The organism is Embleya sp. NPDC059237, assembly GCF_042754105.1.
GTDB lineage: Bacteria > Actinomycetota > Actinomycetes > Streptomycetales > Streptomycetaceae > Embleya.
In genome coordinates, this window is sequence record NZ_JBHZAE010000001.1 from 896,952 (window position 1) to 913,352 (window position 16,401).

A 16,401-nucleotide genomic window follows, 5' to 3' on the forward strand; every position below is an offset into this window, starting at 1 on the left:
GCGGCGGCGGCGAGCAGCAGGACGATCTTGAACAGCTTGCCCATGGAAATGGACCCCCTCGATGGTCGAAACGATGGTGCGTCTCCCGGTCGGGGAAGGTCGCGGGCGACGCGGCCCGTGTGTACGTAGGCGCACGGGTCCCGCCGATCCCGGACCCCGCTCCGGTCGGAAGCCCGTCAAGCTCGACTCTACGTCACCCGTTTGGTTCAAGGGGGGAGCGGTTTCCGGTCGGAGTGGCGGCCCGGTTCGGCCCGACCGGGCGGCGGATCGGGAGCAGTCGACTATTCCGGACCATTCGGATTCGAGGCTACCGCGATCACGTTGAACAGCGCGCCCTGCGGATCCCGTATGGCGGCCACCCGGCCGTACGGGGACTCCTCCGGCCCGCGCAGCACGGTGCCGCCCAGGTCGTCGACCCGTGCGACGCTCTCGTCCGCGTCGCGCACCGCGAAGTAGACGGCCCAGTGCGGCGGCGGCCCGTTGCGCACCCCCGCGAGCCCGCCGCGCGGCACACCGTCGACGTGGAAGGTGGCGTAGTCGAAGTCGGCGTCGGACATGTCCTGGAAGGTGACGCCGAACACGTCCGCGTAGAACCGCTTCGCCCGGTCGCTGTCCGGTGTGTACAACTCGTTCCACACCACCGCGCCGGGCTCGTCCACCACCCCCGCGCCGATGTGTTCGCGCGCCTGCCAGACGGCGAACACCCCGCCCGTCGGGTCGGCGGCCACCGCCGTGCGGCCGAGCGTGCGCACGTCCGTCGGCGGCACCGTCACCTCGCCGCCGGCGGCGAGGATCGCGCGGGCCACCGCGTCGATGTCGTCCGCCGCGAGGTGGGTGGTCCAGGCGATCGGCCCCGGCTGCCCGGGCGGTCGGTCGAGCAGGCCGGCGACGGGCCGCCCGCCGAGGGTGCAGGTCGTGTAACTGCCCGGCGGGGCCGGCTCGATCTCGTCGTCCCAGCCGAACAGTCCGCGATAGAACGCCAGTCCGGCCGCGACATCGGGCACGGCCAGGTCCACCCAACACGGCACGCCGGTGGGATATCGCGAGGTCCACACACTCATCGCTGCCTCCTCGGCAGAAGGTGACAATCGGGGACGATACGACATCGATGCTGCCGGCCGCGTGCCGCAAGTGCTCGTCGCCGAGCCGTCACACGAGGCAGGATGCCGTCATGAGTTCCCTGATCAGCGCGGCCGACCTGGCCGCCGCCCTGGACGGTTCGTCGCCCCCGATCGTGCTCGACGTCTCCTGGCAACTGGGTGGCCCGCCCGGCATCGACGCCTATCGGGTCGCACACGTGCCCGGCGCGCACTTCGTCGACCTCGCGAAGGAGTTGTCGGGACCGCACACCCCGACCGGCGCCGGCGGCCGGCATCCGGTGCCCGAACCGGCCGCGTTCGGCGCGGCCATGCGGCGGTACGGGATCGGCCCGGAGACCGACGTGGTCGTCTACGACGCGGGGCAGAGCGTCGCCGCGGCACGCGCGTGGTGGTTGTTGCGCCACTTCGGTCACGACCGGGTGCGCGTGCTCGACGGCGGCCTCGGCGCCTGGACGGCGGCGAACCTGCCGGTCACCGACGTGGTGCCGGCACCCGCCGAGCCGGGCACCTTCGTACCGCGCCCCGGCGGTACGACCCGGCTCGACGCGGACCAGACCGCGGCGTTCGTGGCGGGTGGCGGCGTGCTGCTCGACGCGCGCGCCGGGGAACGTTTCCGCGGCGAGACCGAGCCGATCGACGCCAAGGCCGGCCACATCCCCGGCGCGGTCAGCGCGCCCGCGACCGACTACACCCACGCCGACGGCCGGTTCCGCGAACCCGCCGAGCTGGCGGAATACTTCGCGAGCAAGGGCGTGGTTCCCGGCGCGCGGGTGGCCGCCTACTGCGGCTCCGGCGCGACCGCCGCGCACGAGGTGCTGGCGCTGCACCTGATCGGCGTACCCGCCGCGCTGTACGCCGGTTCGTGGAGCGACTGGATCTCCGACCCGGAACGCCCGGTGGCCACGGGCGAGTAGCCGCGAGCGGTCGGCGCCGCCGGGGTCGGGACACGGTAAAGGAGCCGAGGAAGACCTCGGCTCCTTTACCGTCGTCTTTTCCCGTCGTTCGTGGTTATTCGCGCCGTTTGCGCCTGCTGCCGAAGACGATCTCGTCCCAACTGGGCACGGTCGCCCGGCGGCCGGGGCGCACCCCGTCGGCCTCGGCCTGCCGGTCGGTGCTGCCGACCAGCCGCTCGCGGTGCGGGCCGACCACACCGCGCGGCACCAGCACGTTCTCGTAGGCGCTGCCCGCGCCCGCTGCCGCGGCGGGGGCCTGGGTCTCCTCTTCCTCGATCGGCTCGGCGCGCTCGGGGCGTTCCGCCCGCTCCGCGCGTTCGATCCGCTCGGGCCGCTCGACACGTTCGATCCGCTCCGGGCGCTCGGGCCGCTCCGTACGCTCGATGCTGCCCACGCGCGGGCGCTCGGCCAGCGCGGTGACGTCGATCCGCATCGGTCCGGGGGAGGCCTGCCGCTCCTGTGCGGCCGGCTCGCCGCGCAGTCCGGGTACGGCGTCGAGCAGGCTGGTGATCGCGTCGTCGTCGCTCTCGCGCGGGATGGTGGCCAGGCGCGGGCGAAACGGGAACGGGGTCTCGGACGCCGCCGGGTGCTCGCCGATCAGCGAACGCGCCTCGTCGTCGTTGGTGGTGACCAGGCGGCGGGGCGGGTCGAAGCTCCAACTCGCCGAGCGCATCTCGCCGTCGGCGCGGTACAGCAGCAGGATCTCCCAGCTGCCGTCGTCGCGGCGCCACGAATCCCACTGCACCGACTCGGAGTCGGCGCCGCGCAGGTGCAGTCGCTCGGTGACGATCTCGCCGAGCAGCGGACCAGTGGTCTCGCCCTGCCGGCGGATCGGGGTCTTGCGGGCACGCTCGGCCATGAAGGCACGCTCGGCGAGCACCGGACCCTCGAACCGCCGTACGCGGTCCACGGGGATGCCGGCGAGCTGTGCGACCTCCTCCGCGGTGGCGCCGGCCCTTATCCGGGCCTGGATGTCACGCGGACGCAGCTGGCTCTCGACCTCGATCTCGATCTGACCGAGTCTGGCGCGGTCGCCCCGGACGGCGGCGCGGAGCCGCTCGTCGATGGGCAACATGTACTCAGTGCCGTCGGCAGCCTTCAGCACCAACCGTGTGCCGTCGTTGCTGACGGCCACGACACGCAGTTCGGGCATGGGGACCTCCCGGGTGGTGCCTGCCGACGTCACCTGCGTCGTTGCTCCCGCTACGAGTGTGACCTGCCCAGCCTCGGCATGACCACAACCTGACCGAGTTGTCCGGCGTGTCGGATTTATTACCTGACTGGCCGAATTGCCTTGGTTACACCATTTCGGGTAGATACCGGGGCGGTGCCCCACCCTGACCCCTGCGGTCGGTCGCCTCCCCCTTCGCGCACAGGCCTTTCCGGAACCTGGCGTGAACAGTACTCCATTCGGGGGCTCTACCGGGACACACCGCGCCGCATCGGCGCGTCCCGTTCGGACGAGTCGTTTTCGGCCGTCCGGGGTGATGTCGATCACAAGATTGGGCCGATTGGAACGATGTCGCTGGGCCGTTCAGTCGTAACCAGGGTGAAGTCGTGTTTTTCATGATTAGCCGCCGGTTGTGAACGAACGTGCAAGGAAAGTGATGCCGGAAAGGACCGAGCGTGAACGTCGCCGGATCGATGTCAATGGGGTACAGGTCGTGGGCAGTGCCCTGGCGGCCATCTCCTCGGCGTTCCTGCTCTCCACCCTCGGCGTCGCCGGGACGGTGATCGGCGCGGCGCTCGCGAGCGTGGTCGCCACCGTCGGAAGCGCGGTCTACGTCCACCTGTTCCGGCGCACCGGCGAACAACTGCGCGACGTGCGCGCGACGCTGACCCCGCCGCCCGAGAGCGGGCCGGCCACCGAGCCGACCGCGATCCCCGACCGGCCGACGGGCGTGGCCGATCCGGGGCGGGCGACCGACGAGACGATGGTGCTGCCGGTCGGCGAGTACACCCGGACCCCGGGCGAGGCCGGGACCGCCCCCGGGGCGGAGCCCGCCCCGACCGGCGAGCGGCGGGTCTGGCTGGCGCGTTCGCTGGTCGGCGCGGTGGTGGTGTTCGTGGTGGCGATGGGCGTGGTTACCCTCGCCGAGACCGCGATCGGTCGTTCCTTCGCGAGCCTGTTCGGGCACGGCGACGACGGCTCGACCATCTCGCGCATCGTCGACGACAAGCGCACCCGAAACGAGACCCCGAAGTCGCCCGGCGGGGCCACCCCCGGCCCGACCGGATCGACCGGATCGACGTCGAGCCACGCCCCGGACACCGGCGACAAGGCCACGTCGACCCCGAACGGCGGCGGGGGCGCGACCTCGGTCCCCTCGACCACCCCGACCACCCGACCCAGCGGCAGCGCCTCGTCGAACCCGACCGGCTCCACGCCGCCGACCACGCCCGCGTCCCCGACCACACCCCCGGCGGGCGGCTCGGCCGGCGGCGACACGGACGCCGGCGGCGGCGCGGCGGCCGGGAACGAGGCGGGTGGCCGGGGCGGCACGAACGCGAACGCGGGGTCGGGCGCGGGCACCCGCTGACCGACCGGCGCCCCGGTGTCTCAGTCGCCCAGCACCCGACGCAGATAGTCGTTGCCGAAGCGGCGCTCCGGGTCCACCCGGTTCCGCAGCGCCGTGAAGTCGGCGAACCTCGGATAGAGGTCGGCCAGGTAATCCGCGTCGCGGGTGTGCATCTTGCCCCAGTGCGGGCGCCCGCCGTGGGCCACCATGATCTTCTCCACCTCGGTGAAGTACCGCTCGTGCGGCGTCCCCTTGTACAGGTGCACCGCGATGTAGGCGGTCTCGCGCCCGTACGCGGTGGACATCCACAGATCGTCCGCCGGGGCCACGCGCACCTCGACCGGGAAGCCGATCGGCAGACCGGCGGCGTCCACGAACGCGCGCACTTCGGTCAGCGCCTCGGTCGCCGCCGCGCGCGGCAGCGCGTACTCCATCTCGATGAAGCGCACCCGGCGCGGACTGGTGAACACCTTGTGCGAGGTGTCCGAGTAGGTGCGCGCCGACAACGCGCGGCTGGAGAGCCGGGCGATGGTGGGCACCGTGCGCGGCGCGGCGCGGCCGACCCGACACGCGAGCGAGAACACCCCGTTGGACAACAACTCGTCGTCGAGCAGGAAACGCGCCTTCGACAGCGGCTTCGCCGGCCCCTCGATCCGGTTGTTGCGCTTCACGTTGCAGTTGTCGGTGTGCGGGAACCAATAGAACTCGAAGTGCTCGTTGTCCGCGCACAGCTCGTCGAAGTCGGCGAGCACCGCGTCGAACCGCATCGGCTCCTCGCGCGCCTCCAACAGGAAGCTCGGCTCGACGTCGAAGGTCAGCGCGGTCACGATGCCCAGCGCACCCAGACCGACCCGCGCACCCGCGAACAACTCGGCGTTCTCGGTCGGCGAGCACGTGGTGATCTCGCCGTCGGCCAGCACGATCTCCATGCCGCGGATCTGCGCCGCCAGCGAGCCGGACGCCCGACCCGTGCCGTGGGTGCCGGTGGAGGTGGCGCCGGCCAGGCTCTGCACCGCGATGTCGCCCATGTTGGTCAGTGCGAGGCCGTACCCGGTGAGCAGCGTGTTGAAGTCGCTCAGCCGCATCCCGGAGCCGACCGTGATGGTGCCGGCCGCGCGGTCGAGCGCGTGCACCTCGGTCAGCCCTTCCGGGCGGATCTGCACGCCGTCGGTCACCGCGATCGAGGTGAACGAGTGACCGGCGCCGACGGCCTTGACCGAGAGCCCCTGCGCGGCGGCGCGGCGGACCGCGGCCGAGATCTCCTCCGCCGATCCCGGGGTGAGCACCGAGTGCGGTCGCGCGGACTGGTTCCCGGTCCAGTTCCGCCAGGCGGGGGGCGTCTTGGAGACGGCGGGGCCGGCGCTGCTCAACGGGATTCCTCCTGGGGTCGGACGCGGGATCTGCCGGACATTACCCGCCGGTCAACGGACCGGGAAGGGGTCGCCGGAGGATGGGCGGCAACTCACCCGCGCCACACCCCCGCAGCCCGGGGTGTGATGTGGGCGGGGGCGGCGCACGATGCGAGGATCACAGGCATGTACGCGACACAGGCCCCCGACCCCGAGCCGTTCGACGCGCTCCTGGTGCTCTCCTTCGGCGGCCCGGACGCCCCCGACGAGGTACTGCCGTTCCTGGAGAACGTGACCGCGGGACGCGGAGTCCCCCGCGAACGCCTCGAGGAGGCGGCCGGCCACTACGCGCACTTCGGCGGCGCCAGTCCGATCAACGCGCAGAACCGGGCGCTGATCGCGGCGGTGGAGGCCGACCTCGCCGCCCACGGGGTGCGGCTGCCCGTCTACTGGGGCAACCGCAACTGGCGCCCCTACCTGGCGGACACCGTGCGCCGGATGGCCGACGACGGGATCGAACGCGCCGCGGTCCTGGTGACCAGCGCCTACGGCTCCTACTCGGGCTGCGCGCAGTACCACGAGAACCTGCTCGCGGCCCGCGCCGAAGTCGGCGAGCGGGCCCCGGTGTTCGACAAGCTGCGGCACTTCTTCAACCACCCGGGCTTCGTCGAGCCGCTGGTGGACCACACGGCGGAGGCGTTGGCGCGGCTGCCCGAGCAGGTCCGGGCCGGCGCCCGTCTGGTCATGGTCACCCACTCGATCCCCACGGCCACCGCACGCACCGCGGGCCCGGCCGGCAACGCCTACGTCACCCAGCACCGGGAGACCGCGCGCCTGGTCGCCGACGGCGTCGCGCGCGCGGTCGGCCGCGAACACGACTGGGACCTGGTGTACTCCAGCCGCAGCGGCCCCCCGCAGGTCCCTTGGCTGGAGCCGGATGTCAACGACCATCTCGTCGAACTGGGCGCGGCCGGGGTGCCCGCCGTCGTGCTGGTGCCGATCGGATTCCTGTCCGACCACATGGAGGTGGTCTACGACCTCGACGTCGAGGCCGCCGCCACGGCCGCCCGGATCGGCCTGCCGCTGGCCCGGGCCGCGACCACCGGCGCCGACCCCAGGTTCGCCGCCGCGGTGCGCGAACTTGTGCTCGAGCGGGCCGCGACGGTGCGCGGCGAGGCGCCCGCGCGGTGCGCGCTGGGCGTGCTGGGCGCCGCGCACGACGTGTGCCCCGTCGGCTGCTGTCCCGACCCCCGGACCCTGCGTCCGCGCCCCGCGGCGTCGGCCGCCGACCCGCAGGCGCCCGGGCGGGCGCCGCGCGGGGCGGCGCTCCTGGGCGAGCGCTCCGGCAGGATGGACCCATGACGATCGACACCGCGGAACTCCTGGCCATCGCCCGCGACGCGGCGCGCCACACCGGAGGCTTCCTGCTGCACGAGCGCCCCGCCGACCTCGGCGTCGCGGCGACCAAGAGCAGCCCCACCGACGTGGTCACCGAGATGGACACGGCCGCGGAGAAGCTGATCATCGAACGCATCCGGGCGCATCGACCGCACGACGGCTTCCTCGGCGAGGAGGGCGACGCGAGCGAGGGCAGCAGCGGGGTGCGGTGGGTGATCGACCCGATCGACGGCACCGTCAACTACCTGTACGACCTGCCCGGCTGGTGCGTGTCGATCGCCGCCGAGACCGCCGAGGGCACGCTCCTGGGCGTGGTCGAGGTCCCGGTGGTCGGCGAGACCTTCCACGCCGTGCGCGACGGCGGCGCCTTCCGCAACGGCAAGCCGATCCACTGCCGGCCCGCGGTCCCGGCGGCCCGGGCGCTGGTGGCGACCGGATTCGGCTACACCGTCGAGCGGCGCACCCGACAGGCCGCGGCGATCGCCGCGCTGCTCCCGCGGGTGCGCGACCTGCGCCGGGCGGGCTCGGCCGCGATCGACCTGTGCTCGGTGGCGGCGGGCCGGGTCGACGCCTACTACGAACGCGGCCTGAACCCGTGGGACGTCGCGGCCGGCGCGCTGATCGCCCGCGAGGCCGGCGCCGAGGTGTTTGTCGACCTGTGGCCCGAGGCGGACGGCTCGACGATGTGCCTGGCCGCCCCCGCCGGACTGCGCGCGGAGCTACAGGACGCCCTGGTTGCTCTGCACGCGTAGATCCGCTCATGCGTGAGGCCCGGATCGAGGTGATCCGGGCCTCACGGGTCTCGGCCGGACAGCCGAACCCCCGGCGTCCGCTGGGGACCTCGCCGGGGGAAACAAGAACGGGTGTGTCTGCTGCTGTACCGCGGTGATGTGTGGCCGGTGTGGCTCAGGCGCTCTCGGGCAGCACCCGCACGCCGTGCTCCGACGCCATCCGCAGAAGATCGTCCAACTCGGACTGCTCGACCTCGACGAGGAAATCGTCACCGGTGTCGCATGCCTGCTTCAACGCCTGTTCGGTCTCACGTATGCGCCGCAGTACGCCGGCCGTGAATTCGTCCATAAGGCCGCCCCAATGTCACTCGTCGTCGCCGGTTTCGGTTGTCCTACCCCCCGTGCAACGCCGGGGAAACCACCGAAGCGGGGCCTTTGCGGCCCCTCGATCCAGGGGTCTGACCAGGGGACTTGTGCGAGCCAACGATCCGGTGTCGGACTTTCCGGGGCGTACCGGAATCCTTCCCTCCTTCGGGGGGTCCCGTAACGTCGGCAACCGGACATGTACGCCGGGGCCGGCCGCGCCCGCCCCGGGCCGGATCGGGTCCGGCGCCGGCTTACCGGGGCTTTACCGGGCCGCGAGGGAAGATGGACAACGGATCCACCTCATCTCCATCCCCGTCTTCATCCTCGATTCCTTCGCGTCCCGTGAAGCTTTCGAGTCTTTCGAGCAGGAGGCACAGCCGGTGCGGGTTCTCGTAGTCGAGGACGAGCAGCTTCTGGCGGACGCGGTCGCTACCGGGTTGCGCCGAGAGGCCATGGCCGTCGATGTCGTATACGACGGGGAGGCTGCCCTGGAGCGGATCGCCGTCAACGACTACGACGTGGTGGTGCTCGACCGGGACCTGCCGATCGTGCACGGCGACGACGTGTGCCGGGCGGTCGTGGACACCGGCATCCCGATGCGGGTGCTGATGCTGACCGCCGCCGGCGACGTCAGCGACCGGGTCGAGGGTCTGGAGTTGGGCGCCGACGACTACCTGCCCAAGCCGTTCGCGTTCAGCGAGCTGATCGCCCGGGTGCGCGCGCTCGGCCGGCGGGCCGTCTCCCCGCTGCCGCCGGTCCTGGAGCGGGCCGGCATCCGGCTCGACCCGAACCGGCGCGAGGTGTTGCGCGAGGGGGTGCCGGTGCACCTGTCGCCCAAGGAGTTCGCCGTCCTCGACGTGCTGATGCGCGCCGACGGCGCGGTGGTCTCGGCCGAGCAACTGCTCGAGAAGGCCTGGGACGAGAACACCGACCCCTTCACCAACGTCGTCCGCGTCACGGTGATGACACTGCGCCGCAAGCTCGGCGAGCCGCCCGTCATCCTGACGGTGCCCGGCGCCGGATACCGCATTTGAGGACCGCCATGAACGACAGCTCTCGGGCCGTCCCGGCGGAAGCCGGCCCCGCCGCGACCCCGGCCGCGGCGACACCCCCCGCCCCGACGTCGGGGTCGACCGCGGCACCGGCCCCGGGCGCCTCGACCGCGCCCGCGCCCGCCTCGGCGGGGTCCGCCGCCTCGCCGCGCTCCGGACCGCCGCCGCGCCCGGGCCGGCCGCCCCAGCCGCCGCGCCCCAGCGCGCCGCCGAGCGCGCCACCCACCAAACCGAACCGGGAGCCCGCGCGCGAGGCGGGCCGCGACCCGCAGCGCCCGACCGCCGGCGGTCGGCGGCTGATCCTGGGCCGCGACGCCGACGACGCGGCGGAGATGTCGCGGCTGTCGCGGATGGCCCCCTCACAGCTTCCGGACCTGCTGCGGTCCACCATCAAGATGCGCCTGACCGCGCTCTACGGCGGCATGTTCGTGATCGCCGGGGTGCTCCTGCTCGCCACCGTCTACCTGCTGGTGCGGCAGAGCCTGAACGAGGGCCGGCTGAATCTGACCCTGGCCCCGAACACCTTGATGACCATCAACGGTGTGCCGATGACGCCCGACCAGTTCGACCAGTGGCAGAGCCTCCAGCAGATCCACCAGCGCGACGCGGCGCTGAACTCGCTCCTGCAGCAGTCGCTGCTCGCGCTGCTGCTGCTCTCGGTGATCGCCTTCGGCTTCGGCTACGTGATGGCGGGTCGGGTGTTGCGCCCGCTGGGGCGGATCACCTCCATCGCCCGCGAGGTGGCCGGATCCAACCTGCACCGGCGCATCGACCTGGAGGGGCCCGACGACGAGTTCAAGGAGCTGGCCGACACCTTCGACGACATGCTCGACCGGCTGGACCGCTCGCTGGAGTCGCAGCGCAAGTTCGTCGCCAACGCCTCGCACGAGTTGCGCACGCCGCTGGCGATCAACCGCACCCTCCTGGAGGTCGCGCTCGGCGACCCGGAGGCGTCGGTCGAGCTCAAACAGCTCGGCAAGACCCTGCTGGCCACCAACGAGCGCAGCGAGGGACTGATCGAGGGCCTGCTGCTGCTGGCCCGCAGCGACAACGAGCTGACCGAGCGCAAGCCGGTGGACCTGGCCGAGGTGGCCCGCCGCGCGGTGGACCAGACCGGCGCCGAGGCGGCCGAGCGCGAGGTGACCCTGCACGACGAGCTGGGTCCGGCCGTGCTCCAGGGCAACGGGGTGTTGTTGGAGCGGGTCGCGATGAACCTGATCCAAAACGCGGTGCGCTACAACCGGGCCGGCGGCACCGTCGACATCTCCACCGAGTCGGGCGCGGGTGTCGCGGTGCTGACCGTGACCAACACCGGGCCGGTGGTGCCTGCCTACGAGGTGGACAACATGTTCGAGCCGTTCCGGCGGCTGCGGACCGAACGGATCGCCAGCGACAAGGGCGTGGGCCTGGGGTTGTCCATCGTGCGTTCGATCGTGCGCGCGCACGGCGGCTGGATCGAGGTCGAGCCCCGGGAAGAGGGCGGCCTGATGATGCGGATCGGTTTCCCGATCGGCTGATCGCCCTCTGGTCACCGACTGTTTCCGGCCGGCGGCGGCCCGCTGTCGAGGGCCGCCGCGAGCGCCCGTATTCGTACGCATGTACGAGAGTCGGGGATCACATTTCCGTCTGAGGGTGGAACCAACCTACGCTGTCGTAAGTTACGGGAACGTAGGGACGCGTCGTGCGGGCGATGCACAGCGTCGTCCTCCCTGTCTGCCGCTGTACGACGCCGTCTGCCTATGCACTGGAGTGCCGATGAATCTTCTCGCCGCCGCACCGACCGGCCCGCACCTGCTTCGTGAGTTGGAGCAGGTCGTCGCCGTCGAGCTCGACCGCCATCTCGCCGCGGCCAAGGAGTGGTTCCCGCACGAGTACGTGCCGTGGAGCGCGGGTCGCGACTTCGACGGCGTACTCGGCGGCGAGGCGTGGACCCCGGAGGAGTCGGGGCTCACCGACGTCGGCCGGATAGCGCTGACGCTGAACCTGCTGACCGAGGACAACCTGCCCAGCTACCACTACGAGATCGCGGCGATGTTCGGCCGCGACGGCGCGTGGGGCACGTGGGTGCACCGGTGGACGGCCGAGGAGGGCCGGCACGGCATCGCGATCCGCGACTACCTGATGGCCGCCCGGGCGGTGGACCCGGTCGCGCTGGAGCGTTCGCGGATGGAACACATGGAGGCCGGCTACCAGGGCGACCACATGGACAATCCGCTGCACGTGATCGCCTACGTGACCTTCCAGGAGCTGGCCACCCGGGTCTCGCACCGCAACTCGGGCCGCACCTGCGGCGACCCGATCGCCGAGCAGCTGCTCGCGAAGGTGGCGACCGACGAGAACCTGCACATGGTCTTCTACCGGAACCTGCTCAGGGCCGCCTTCGAGATCGCGCCGGACCAGGCGATGCGCGCGGTGACCGACATGGTCACCGACTTCCGGATGCCCGGACACGGCATCGGCGGCTTCGAGCGCGCGGCGGTCAAGCTCGCCGTGGGTGGCGTGTACAACCTGCCGATCCACCAGAACGACGTGCTCCTGCCGGTGCTGCGCAACCTCAAGGTGATGGAGCGCACCGACCTGGGCCCCGAGGGCGAGAAGTCCCGCGAGGAGCTCGCGGTGTTCCTGGACGGCCTGAACACCCAGGCGACCCGCTTCGAGGAGCGCCGACTGGCCCTGGAGGCCCGCAAGGCAGCCAACCGCGCCTGACCGGCACCACGACGCGCGACGGGCCCGCCGCCTCCCGGTCGGAGGCGGCGGGCCCGTCGTACGCGGTGCCCGGGTCGACCCCTGCCCGCCGTCGCGCGCGGTGCCCGGGTCAGCCCTTGCGGGCCGCGCCGAGGGACTCCCTGAAGCCGACCTTGCCGCCCATCCGCAACACCGCGCCCTCGTACATCCGGGCCGCGAGCCGCACCAGCGCCACCAGTGCCACCAGCGCGATCGCGAAGGCGACCAGGTTCTCCACCACCGACACCCCGTCGGCGGCGGTCAGCACCGGCTGGAGCATCGCCGAGAACGGCGGGACGTAGGCGAGCACGTGGGCGATCGTGCCGCCCTTTTGCCCGAGGAAGACGGCGGCCAGGAACGAGCCGATCAGCAGCGAGGTCATCGGCGTGATCACGTTCTGCAGATCCTCCTGGCGGGACACCCGTGCCGCCGCCGCGGCGAACATGCACGCGTAGAGCGCGTAGCCCACCACGAACCACAGCAGCACCAGCGCCACCGGATAGATCATCGCCGCGGTCAACTCGACGGTGCCGAGCGCGGTCGCCGCGGCCAGCCCGACCACCGCGGTCACCAGCATCTGCAGCAGCCCGAGCAGGCCGATCCCGAGGACCTTGCCGGTCAGCAGCGCCCGAGCGGGCACGGTGGCCAGCAGGATCTCCACGATCCGGCTCGACTTCTCCTCCACCACGCCGGTGGCCACCCACATGCAGAAGAGCATCAACATGCCGTAGAGCACCAGGGTGCCGACGAAGGCGATGCCCTTGCGCGCGTCGCGCTGGTCGGCGTCGGGATCCAGCGTGGTCTTGGGCATCGGCTGGATCGCCGACGCCTGGTTCACCGCGCCGGGGTCGATGCCGCGCGCGCTCAGCCGCAGATCGCGCTCCACAGTGGCCCAGGCGCTCTGCAGCACGGCCGCCAGCGGGTCGGACAGCTTGGAGTCCACCAGGATCCGGCCGTCGTCCACGACCGCGTCCAGCTTGCCGTCGGCCAGCGCCTTCTCCGCCGCCGCGCGGTCGGCCACCGTACCCACGCGCACGTCCACGTCGAGCAGCGCCGCCTGGCGCTCGGCGGTCTGCGCCAGCTGCGTGCTCTGCGGACCGAGGAAGGCCACGTCGTACTTGTCCGAGCCGCCGCCGAGCATGGCCGGGACGGTCACCGAGGCGAGCAGGATCACCAGCATGACGCCCACCGAGATCTGGAAACCCCGGTCCCGGATGCGCTCGGTGAACTCGCGGCGCGCGACCAGACGCACGGCGGACCAAAACGTGCTGCCACCGGTGCTCACGCGCCGACCTCCGATTCCTCGCCGACCGCCGGGTTCGAGCCCGCGGTGCCGCCTGTCTCCTCCGGGTTCGAGACCGGCGGGTCGCCTGCTTCCGGGGCGCCTGCCCCCGGGTCGGCGCCCTCGCCGTTGACCACCTCGCGGAAGAGTTCCGCAAGGGAAGGGGCGGCGGGCGCGAAGGCGAGCACCCGGCCCGCCGCCCGGGCCGCGTTCAGCAGCGTCTGCTCGCTCGTCCCCGGGAGCAGTTCGACCAACACCGCGTCCTCAGCGGCCGGGCCGAGCACCCGCACGCCGGGCAGCGCCTCCGCCCAGCCCGCGGGCGCCCCCACCACGCGCACCCGATAGCGCACCGCGCGATCGTCGCCGCGCAATTCGGCCACCGTGCCCGAGGCGTGCATGCGCCCGCCGTTGATGATCCCGACCGCGTCGCAGAGCGACTCGACGAGTTCGAGCTGATGGCTGGAGAAGACCACCGAGGCCCCCGCCGCGGTGCGCTCGCGCAACACACCTGCCATCACGTCCACACCGACCGGGTCCAGGCCGGAGAACGGCTCGTCCAGGACCAGCAGCTCCGGCTCGTGCACCAGCGCGGCGGCCAGCTGCACACGCTGCTGATTGCCCAGCGACAGGGTCTCCAGGCGGTCCCCGGGAGCGCCGGTCACCCGCAGCCGGGTCAACCAGTGCGCGGCCGACGTCTGCGCCTCGGTCCGCGACATCCCGTGCAGCTCGGCCAAGTAGACCAGCTGGTCCCGGATGCGCATCTTCGGATACAGGCCGCGTTCCTCCGGCATGTATCCCCAGCGTCGTCGCACCTTCCGGTCCACCGGGGCACCCCGCCAGCGGATCTCGCCCCGATCGGCCGCCAACACGCCCAGCGCGATGCGCATGGTCGTGGTCTTGCCCGCCCCGTTGGTGCCGACGAATCCGAACATCTGGCCTGGCTGTACGGTCAACGAGAGGTCGTCGAGGACGACCTTCGCGCCGAACCGTTTGTCCAGGCCGGCCAACTCGAGCACGTATCTCCCCGTATGGTTCCAACCCCCCGTGTCGCACTTATATACGGGTCGATCCGGGCATTCAAACCCGCGCCCGCGTGTGCGATCGGACACATCCGGTCAGCGTGGCCGGCGGCCGCGGATCAGTCCAGGCGGCGCAGGTCGCGGCGGAAACGGCGGCCGTTCTCGACGTAGCTGCGCACCGCCTCGGCGAACGCGCCGGGCTTGACGGCGTTCTCCCGAATCTTCGCCGGCACCCCGAGCGCCATCGCGTAGGACGGCACCTCGATCCGATTTCCGACCACCGCACCCGCTCCCACCAGGGCACCCGTGCGCACCACGGCCTGATGCATGACCACCGCGCCGTTGCCGACCAGGCAGCGATCCTCGATCACGCAGCCCTCCAAATGCACAATGTGACCGATCACGCACTCGTCGCCCACTACCGTCGGCCACGGCGCCGTGGTGTGCAGGACGCACCCGTCCTGCACCGACGTGCGCTCGCCGATCACGATGCGGCCGTGGTCCGCGCGCAATACGGCGCCCGGCCACACCGTAGAATCCGCGCCGATCTCCACGCTGCCGATCACGACCGCGTCCGGGTGCACATACGCATCGGGGTGCACCTTGGGTACTTGATCACCCAGCGCGTAGACCGTCACGATTCCTCCTGGTTGTGCAGGGCGGTACGGGGTTACAGTGGCCCCCCATCCAACCAAGTCACCTCTTTGGGGGTTCGGTTGGGTGTCGATTGCGTAACGAGCCTTGATGTAAGGCAAAATCTGCGCTTCGGGTCGGGCACAACTCCGGCCCCTCGCGCGTTACGTGCGCTGAAGGCATCGTCCAATGAAGGTTCAGGGGCGGTGCCTGCACGACTGAGCACCGCAGATCCACCCGGAGGGGGAGAGGTACATGGCAACCGACTACGACACCCCGCGTAAGACCGACGACGACATCAACGAAGACAGCATCGAGGAGCTGAAGGCTCGGCGCGTGGACAAGTCGGCCGGTTCGGTCGACGTCGACGAGTTCGAGCAGGCCGAGTCTCTCGAGCTTCCCGGCGCGGACCTCTCCAATGAGGAGCTGTCCGTCCGGGTCGTCCCGAAGCAGGCCGACGAGTTCACCTGCTCCAGCTGCTTCCTGGTGCACCACCGCAGCCAGCTGGCCAAGGAAAAGGACGGCCAGCCGATCTGCAGCGACTGCGCCTGACCGTGTTCGGTCGAGGACGACCGGCGATGAACGGCAACCCTGCACACGCCACACGGGTACCGGCAGGAGTTGGACCGTCGACGTTCGCCGAGCGTCCTTGAACACAAGGACACGACATGGGGTACAGGAGATACCGAAGACGCACGCATGACGTACGAAGTCGAACGTCCGCCGGCACAGGGCGGGCGTTCTTGACTGTCGGCGCCGGTCCGGATCGAGCCCTTTCGGCTCGATCGAGTCGGACCGGGCCCGCCCGCGACCGGGTCAGGCGCGGGCGCGCAGCGCGGCCACCACGTCGACCAGACGCTGGGGGTTGCGCGAGGACAGGTAGAGGTAGGGCGTCGGATCGGCCGGGTCGACGACCTCGATCCGCGCCGCCCCGGGGATGTAGGCGCGCAGCAGCATGAACGCGCGCGGGTCGGCGTTTTCCATCCGCAACGAGCGCGCCTGCTCGGGGTCGAGCGCGACGCCCGCGCCCAGCGCGCTCAGCGGCACCCGCGCGCGCCCCGCGCACACCTCGGTCTCGGTCACGGTGATCCGCGCCGAGCCGTAGGCGCTCGTGGCCCAGGCGGTCAGTGCGCCCAGAACCAGGGTGAGCACGATGGTCGGCACGATCCCGAAGGCCAGGCCCACCAGCCCGCCCGAGACGGCCATGAGCACGGTCAGGGCCCACCACGAGGCCGGCACGCCGAGTCGTTCGCTGTACGCCTGCATGGCCCCAAG

General features: G+C 71.7%; 16 protein-coding genes. 8 read left to right on the forward strand and 8 right to left on the reverse strand.

Features of this window, described 5'->3' with window-relative positions; genetic code table 11:
* Positions 1–281: 281 nt before the first annotated feature.
* Positions 282–1,061, reverse strand: coding sequence for a VOC family protein (locus tag ACFXKZ_RS03925; protein ID WP_379996072.1), 780 nt, complete (start codon positions 1,059–1,061; stop codon positions 282–284).
* Positions 1,062–1,171: 110 nt separating this feature from the next.
* Between ACFXKZ_RS03925 and ACFXKZ_RS03930 the strand changes: the two genes are divergently transcribed.
* Positions 1,172–2,014, forward strand: coding sequence for a sulfurtransferase (locus ACFXKZ_RS03930; RefSeq protein WP_379996074.1), 843 nt, complete (start codon positions 1,172–1,174; stop codon positions 2,012–2,014).
* A gap of 94 nt (positions 2,015–2,108) precedes the next feature.
* Here the strand turns inward: ACFXKZ_RS03930 and sepH are convergent, their stop codons facing one another.
* A complete protein-coding gene (gene sepH, locus ACFXKZ_RS03935; RefSeq protein ID WP_379996076.1) occupies positions 2,109–3,239 on the reverse strand; it encodes a septation protein SepH in 1,131 nt (376 codons plus the stop codon).
* Between the two features lie 421 nt (positions 3,240–3,660).
* Here sepH and ACFXKZ_RS03940 point away from each other — a divergent pair, with 421 nt between their 5' ends.
* A complete protein-coding gene (locus ACFXKZ_RS03940; RefSeq protein WP_379996078.1) occupies positions 3,661–4,593 on the forward strand; it encodes a hypothetical protein in 933 nt (310 codons plus the stop codon).
* Positions 4,594–4,613: 20 nt separating this feature from the next.
* Here the strand turns inward: ACFXKZ_RS03940 and ACFXKZ_RS03945 are convergent, their stop codons facing one another.
* Entirely contained in the window at positions 4,614–5,948 is a 1,335-nt protein-coding gene (locus ACFXKZ_RS03945) for a D-arabinono-1,4-lactone oxidase (protein WP_379997290.1), read from the reverse strand.
* 159 nt (positions 5,949–6,107) lie between these two features.
* Here ACFXKZ_RS03945 and ACFXKZ_RS03950 point away from each other — a divergent pair, with 159 nt between their 5' ends.
* Both ACFXKZ_RS03950 and ACFXKZ_RS03955 read left to right on the forward strand, forming a co-directional pair.
* Positions 6,108–7,283 (forward strand): ferrochelatase, encoded by a 1,176-nt coding sequence (locus ACFXKZ_RS03950; protein WP_379996080.1) that lies wholly within the window; start codon positions 6,108–6,110, stop codon positions 7,281–7,283.
* Positions 7,280–8,071 (forward strand): inositol monophosphatase family protein, encoded by a 792-nt coding sequence (locus ACFXKZ_RS03955; protein ID WP_379996082.1) that lies wholly within the window; start codon positions 7,280–7,282, stop codon positions 8,069–8,071. The genes ACFXKZ_RS03950 and ACFXKZ_RS03955 overlap by 4 nt, the downstream gene beginning before the upstream one ends.
* Before the next feature lie 154 nt (positions 8,072–8,225).
* Here the strand turns inward: ACFXKZ_RS03955 and ACFXKZ_RS03960 are convergent, their stop codons facing one another.
* Positions 8,226–8,399, reverse strand: a complete 174-nt coding sequence (locus ACFXKZ_RS03960) for a hypothetical protein (RefSeq protein WP_020555845.1) — start codon at positions 8,397–8,399, stop codon at positions 8,226–8,228.
* A gap of 397 nt (positions 8,400–8,796) precedes the next feature.
* On the opposite strand from ACFXKZ_RS03960, the gene ACFXKZ_RS03965 reads away from it, so the two are divergent.
* The 3 genes from ACFXKZ_RS03965 to ACFXKZ_RS03975 all read left to right on the forward strand — a co-directional run bounded on the left by ACFXKZ_RS03965 (position 8,797) and on the right by ACFXKZ_RS03975 (position 12,174).
* Entirely contained in the window at positions 8,797–9,450 is a 654-nt protein-coding gene (locus ACFXKZ_RS03965) for a response regulator transcription factor (RefSeq protein WP_078974953.1), read from the forward strand.
* A gap of 8 nt (positions 9,451–9,458) precedes the next feature.
* A complete protein-coding gene (locus tag ACFXKZ_RS03970) occupies positions 9,459–10,985 on the forward strand; it encodes a sensor histidine kinase (protein ID WP_379996084.1) in 1,527 nt (508 codons plus the stop codon).
* Positions 10,986–11,223: 238 nt separating this feature from the next.
* Positions 11,224–12,174, forward strand: coding sequence for an acyl-ACP desaturase (locus ACFXKZ_RS03975; RefSeq protein ID WP_379996086.1), 951 nt, complete (start codon positions 11,224–11,226; stop codon positions 12,172–12,174).
* 109 nt (positions 12,175–12,283) lie between these two features.
* Here ACFXKZ_RS03975 and ACFXKZ_RS03980 read toward each other — a convergent pair whose 3' ends face one another.
* The 3 genes from ACFXKZ_RS03980 to ACFXKZ_RS03990 form a co-directional block, all read right to left on the reverse strand.
* Complete coding sequence (locus tag ACFXKZ_RS03980; RefSeq protein ID WP_379996088.1) at positions 12,284–13,477, reverse strand: ABC transporter permease; 1,194 nt, start codon at positions 13,475–13,477, stop codon at positions 12,284–12,286.
* Entirely contained in the window at positions 13,474–14,490 is a 1,017-nt protein-coding gene (locus tag ACFXKZ_RS03985) for an ABC transporter ATP-binding protein (RefSeq protein ID WP_379996090.1), read from the reverse strand. Before ACFXKZ_RS03985 ends, ACFXKZ_RS03980 begins: the two co-directional genes overlap by 4 nt.
* Before the next feature lie 122 nt (positions 14,491–14,612).
* Entirely contained in the window at positions 14,613–15,131 is a 519-nt protein-coding gene (locus ACFXKZ_RS03990) for a gamma carbonic anhydrase family protein (RefSeq protein WP_379996092.1), read from the reverse strand.
* A 250-nt stretch (positions 15,132–15,381) separates the two neighbouring features.
* On the opposite strand from ACFXKZ_RS03990, the gene ACFXKZ_RS03995 reads away from it, so the two are divergent.
* Positions 15,382–15,678, forward strand: coding sequence for a DUF4193 domain-containing protein (locus tag ACFXKZ_RS03995; RefSeq protein WP_078974949.1), 297 nt, complete (start codon positions 15,382–15,384; stop codon positions 15,676–15,678).
* A gap of 264 nt (positions 15,679–15,942) precedes the next feature.
* Here ACFXKZ_RS03995 and ACFXKZ_RS04000 read toward each other — a convergent pair whose 3' ends face one another.
* Positions 15,943–16,392, reverse strand: coding sequence for a DUF3093 domain-containing protein (locus ACFXKZ_RS04000; RefSeq protein ID WP_379996094.1), 450 nt, complete (start codon positions 16,390–16,392; stop codon positions 15,943–15,945).
* Between the last annotated feature and the right edge of the window lie 9 nt (positions 16,393–16,401).

Excerpts from the sequence above, each read along its gene's own strand:
- ACFXKZ_RS03925 (WP_379996072.1), bottom strand. The coding sequence starts at position 1,061 with ATGAGTGTGTGGACCTCGCGATATCCCACCGGCGTGCCGTGTTGGGTG.
- ACFXKZ_RS03930 (WP_379996074.1), top strand. The coding sequence starts at position 1,172 with ATGAGTTCCCTGATCAGCGCGGCCGACCTGGCCGCCGCCCTGGACGGT.
- ACFXKZ_RS03940 (WP_379996078.1), top strand. The coding sequence starts at position 3,661 with ATGCCGGAAAGGACCGAGCGTGAACGTCGCCGGATCGATGTCAATGGG.
- ACFXKZ_RS03950 (WP_379996080.1), top strand. The coding sequence starts at position 6,108 with ATGTACGCGACACAGGCCCCCGACCCCGAGCCGTTCGACGCGCTCCTG.
- ACFXKZ_RS03955 (WP_379996082.1), top strand. The coding sequence starts at position 7,280 with ATGACGATCGACACCGCGGAACTCCTGGCCATCGCCCGCGACGCGGCG.
- ACFXKZ_RS03960 (WP_020555845.1), bottom strand. The coding sequence starts at position 8,399 with ATGGACGAATTCACGGCCGGCGTACTGCGGCGCATACGTGAGACCGAA.
- ACFXKZ_RS03970 (WP_379996084.1), top strand. The coding sequence starts at position 9,459 with ATGAACGACAGCTCTCGGGCCGTCCCGGCGGAAGCCGGCCCCGCCGCG.
- ACFXKZ_RS03975 (WP_379996086.1), top strand. The coding sequence starts at position 11,224 with ATGAATCTTCTCGCCGCCGCACCGACCGGCCCGCACCTGCTTCGTGAG.
- ACFXKZ_RS03995 (WP_078974949.1), top strand. The coding sequence starts at position 15,382 with ATGGCAACCGACTACGACACCCCGCGTAAGACCGACGACGACATCAAC.
- ACFXKZ_RS04000 (WP_379996094.1), bottom strand. The coding sequence starts at position 16,392 with ATGCAGGCGTACAGCGAACGACTCGGCGTGCCGGCCTCGTGGTGGGCC.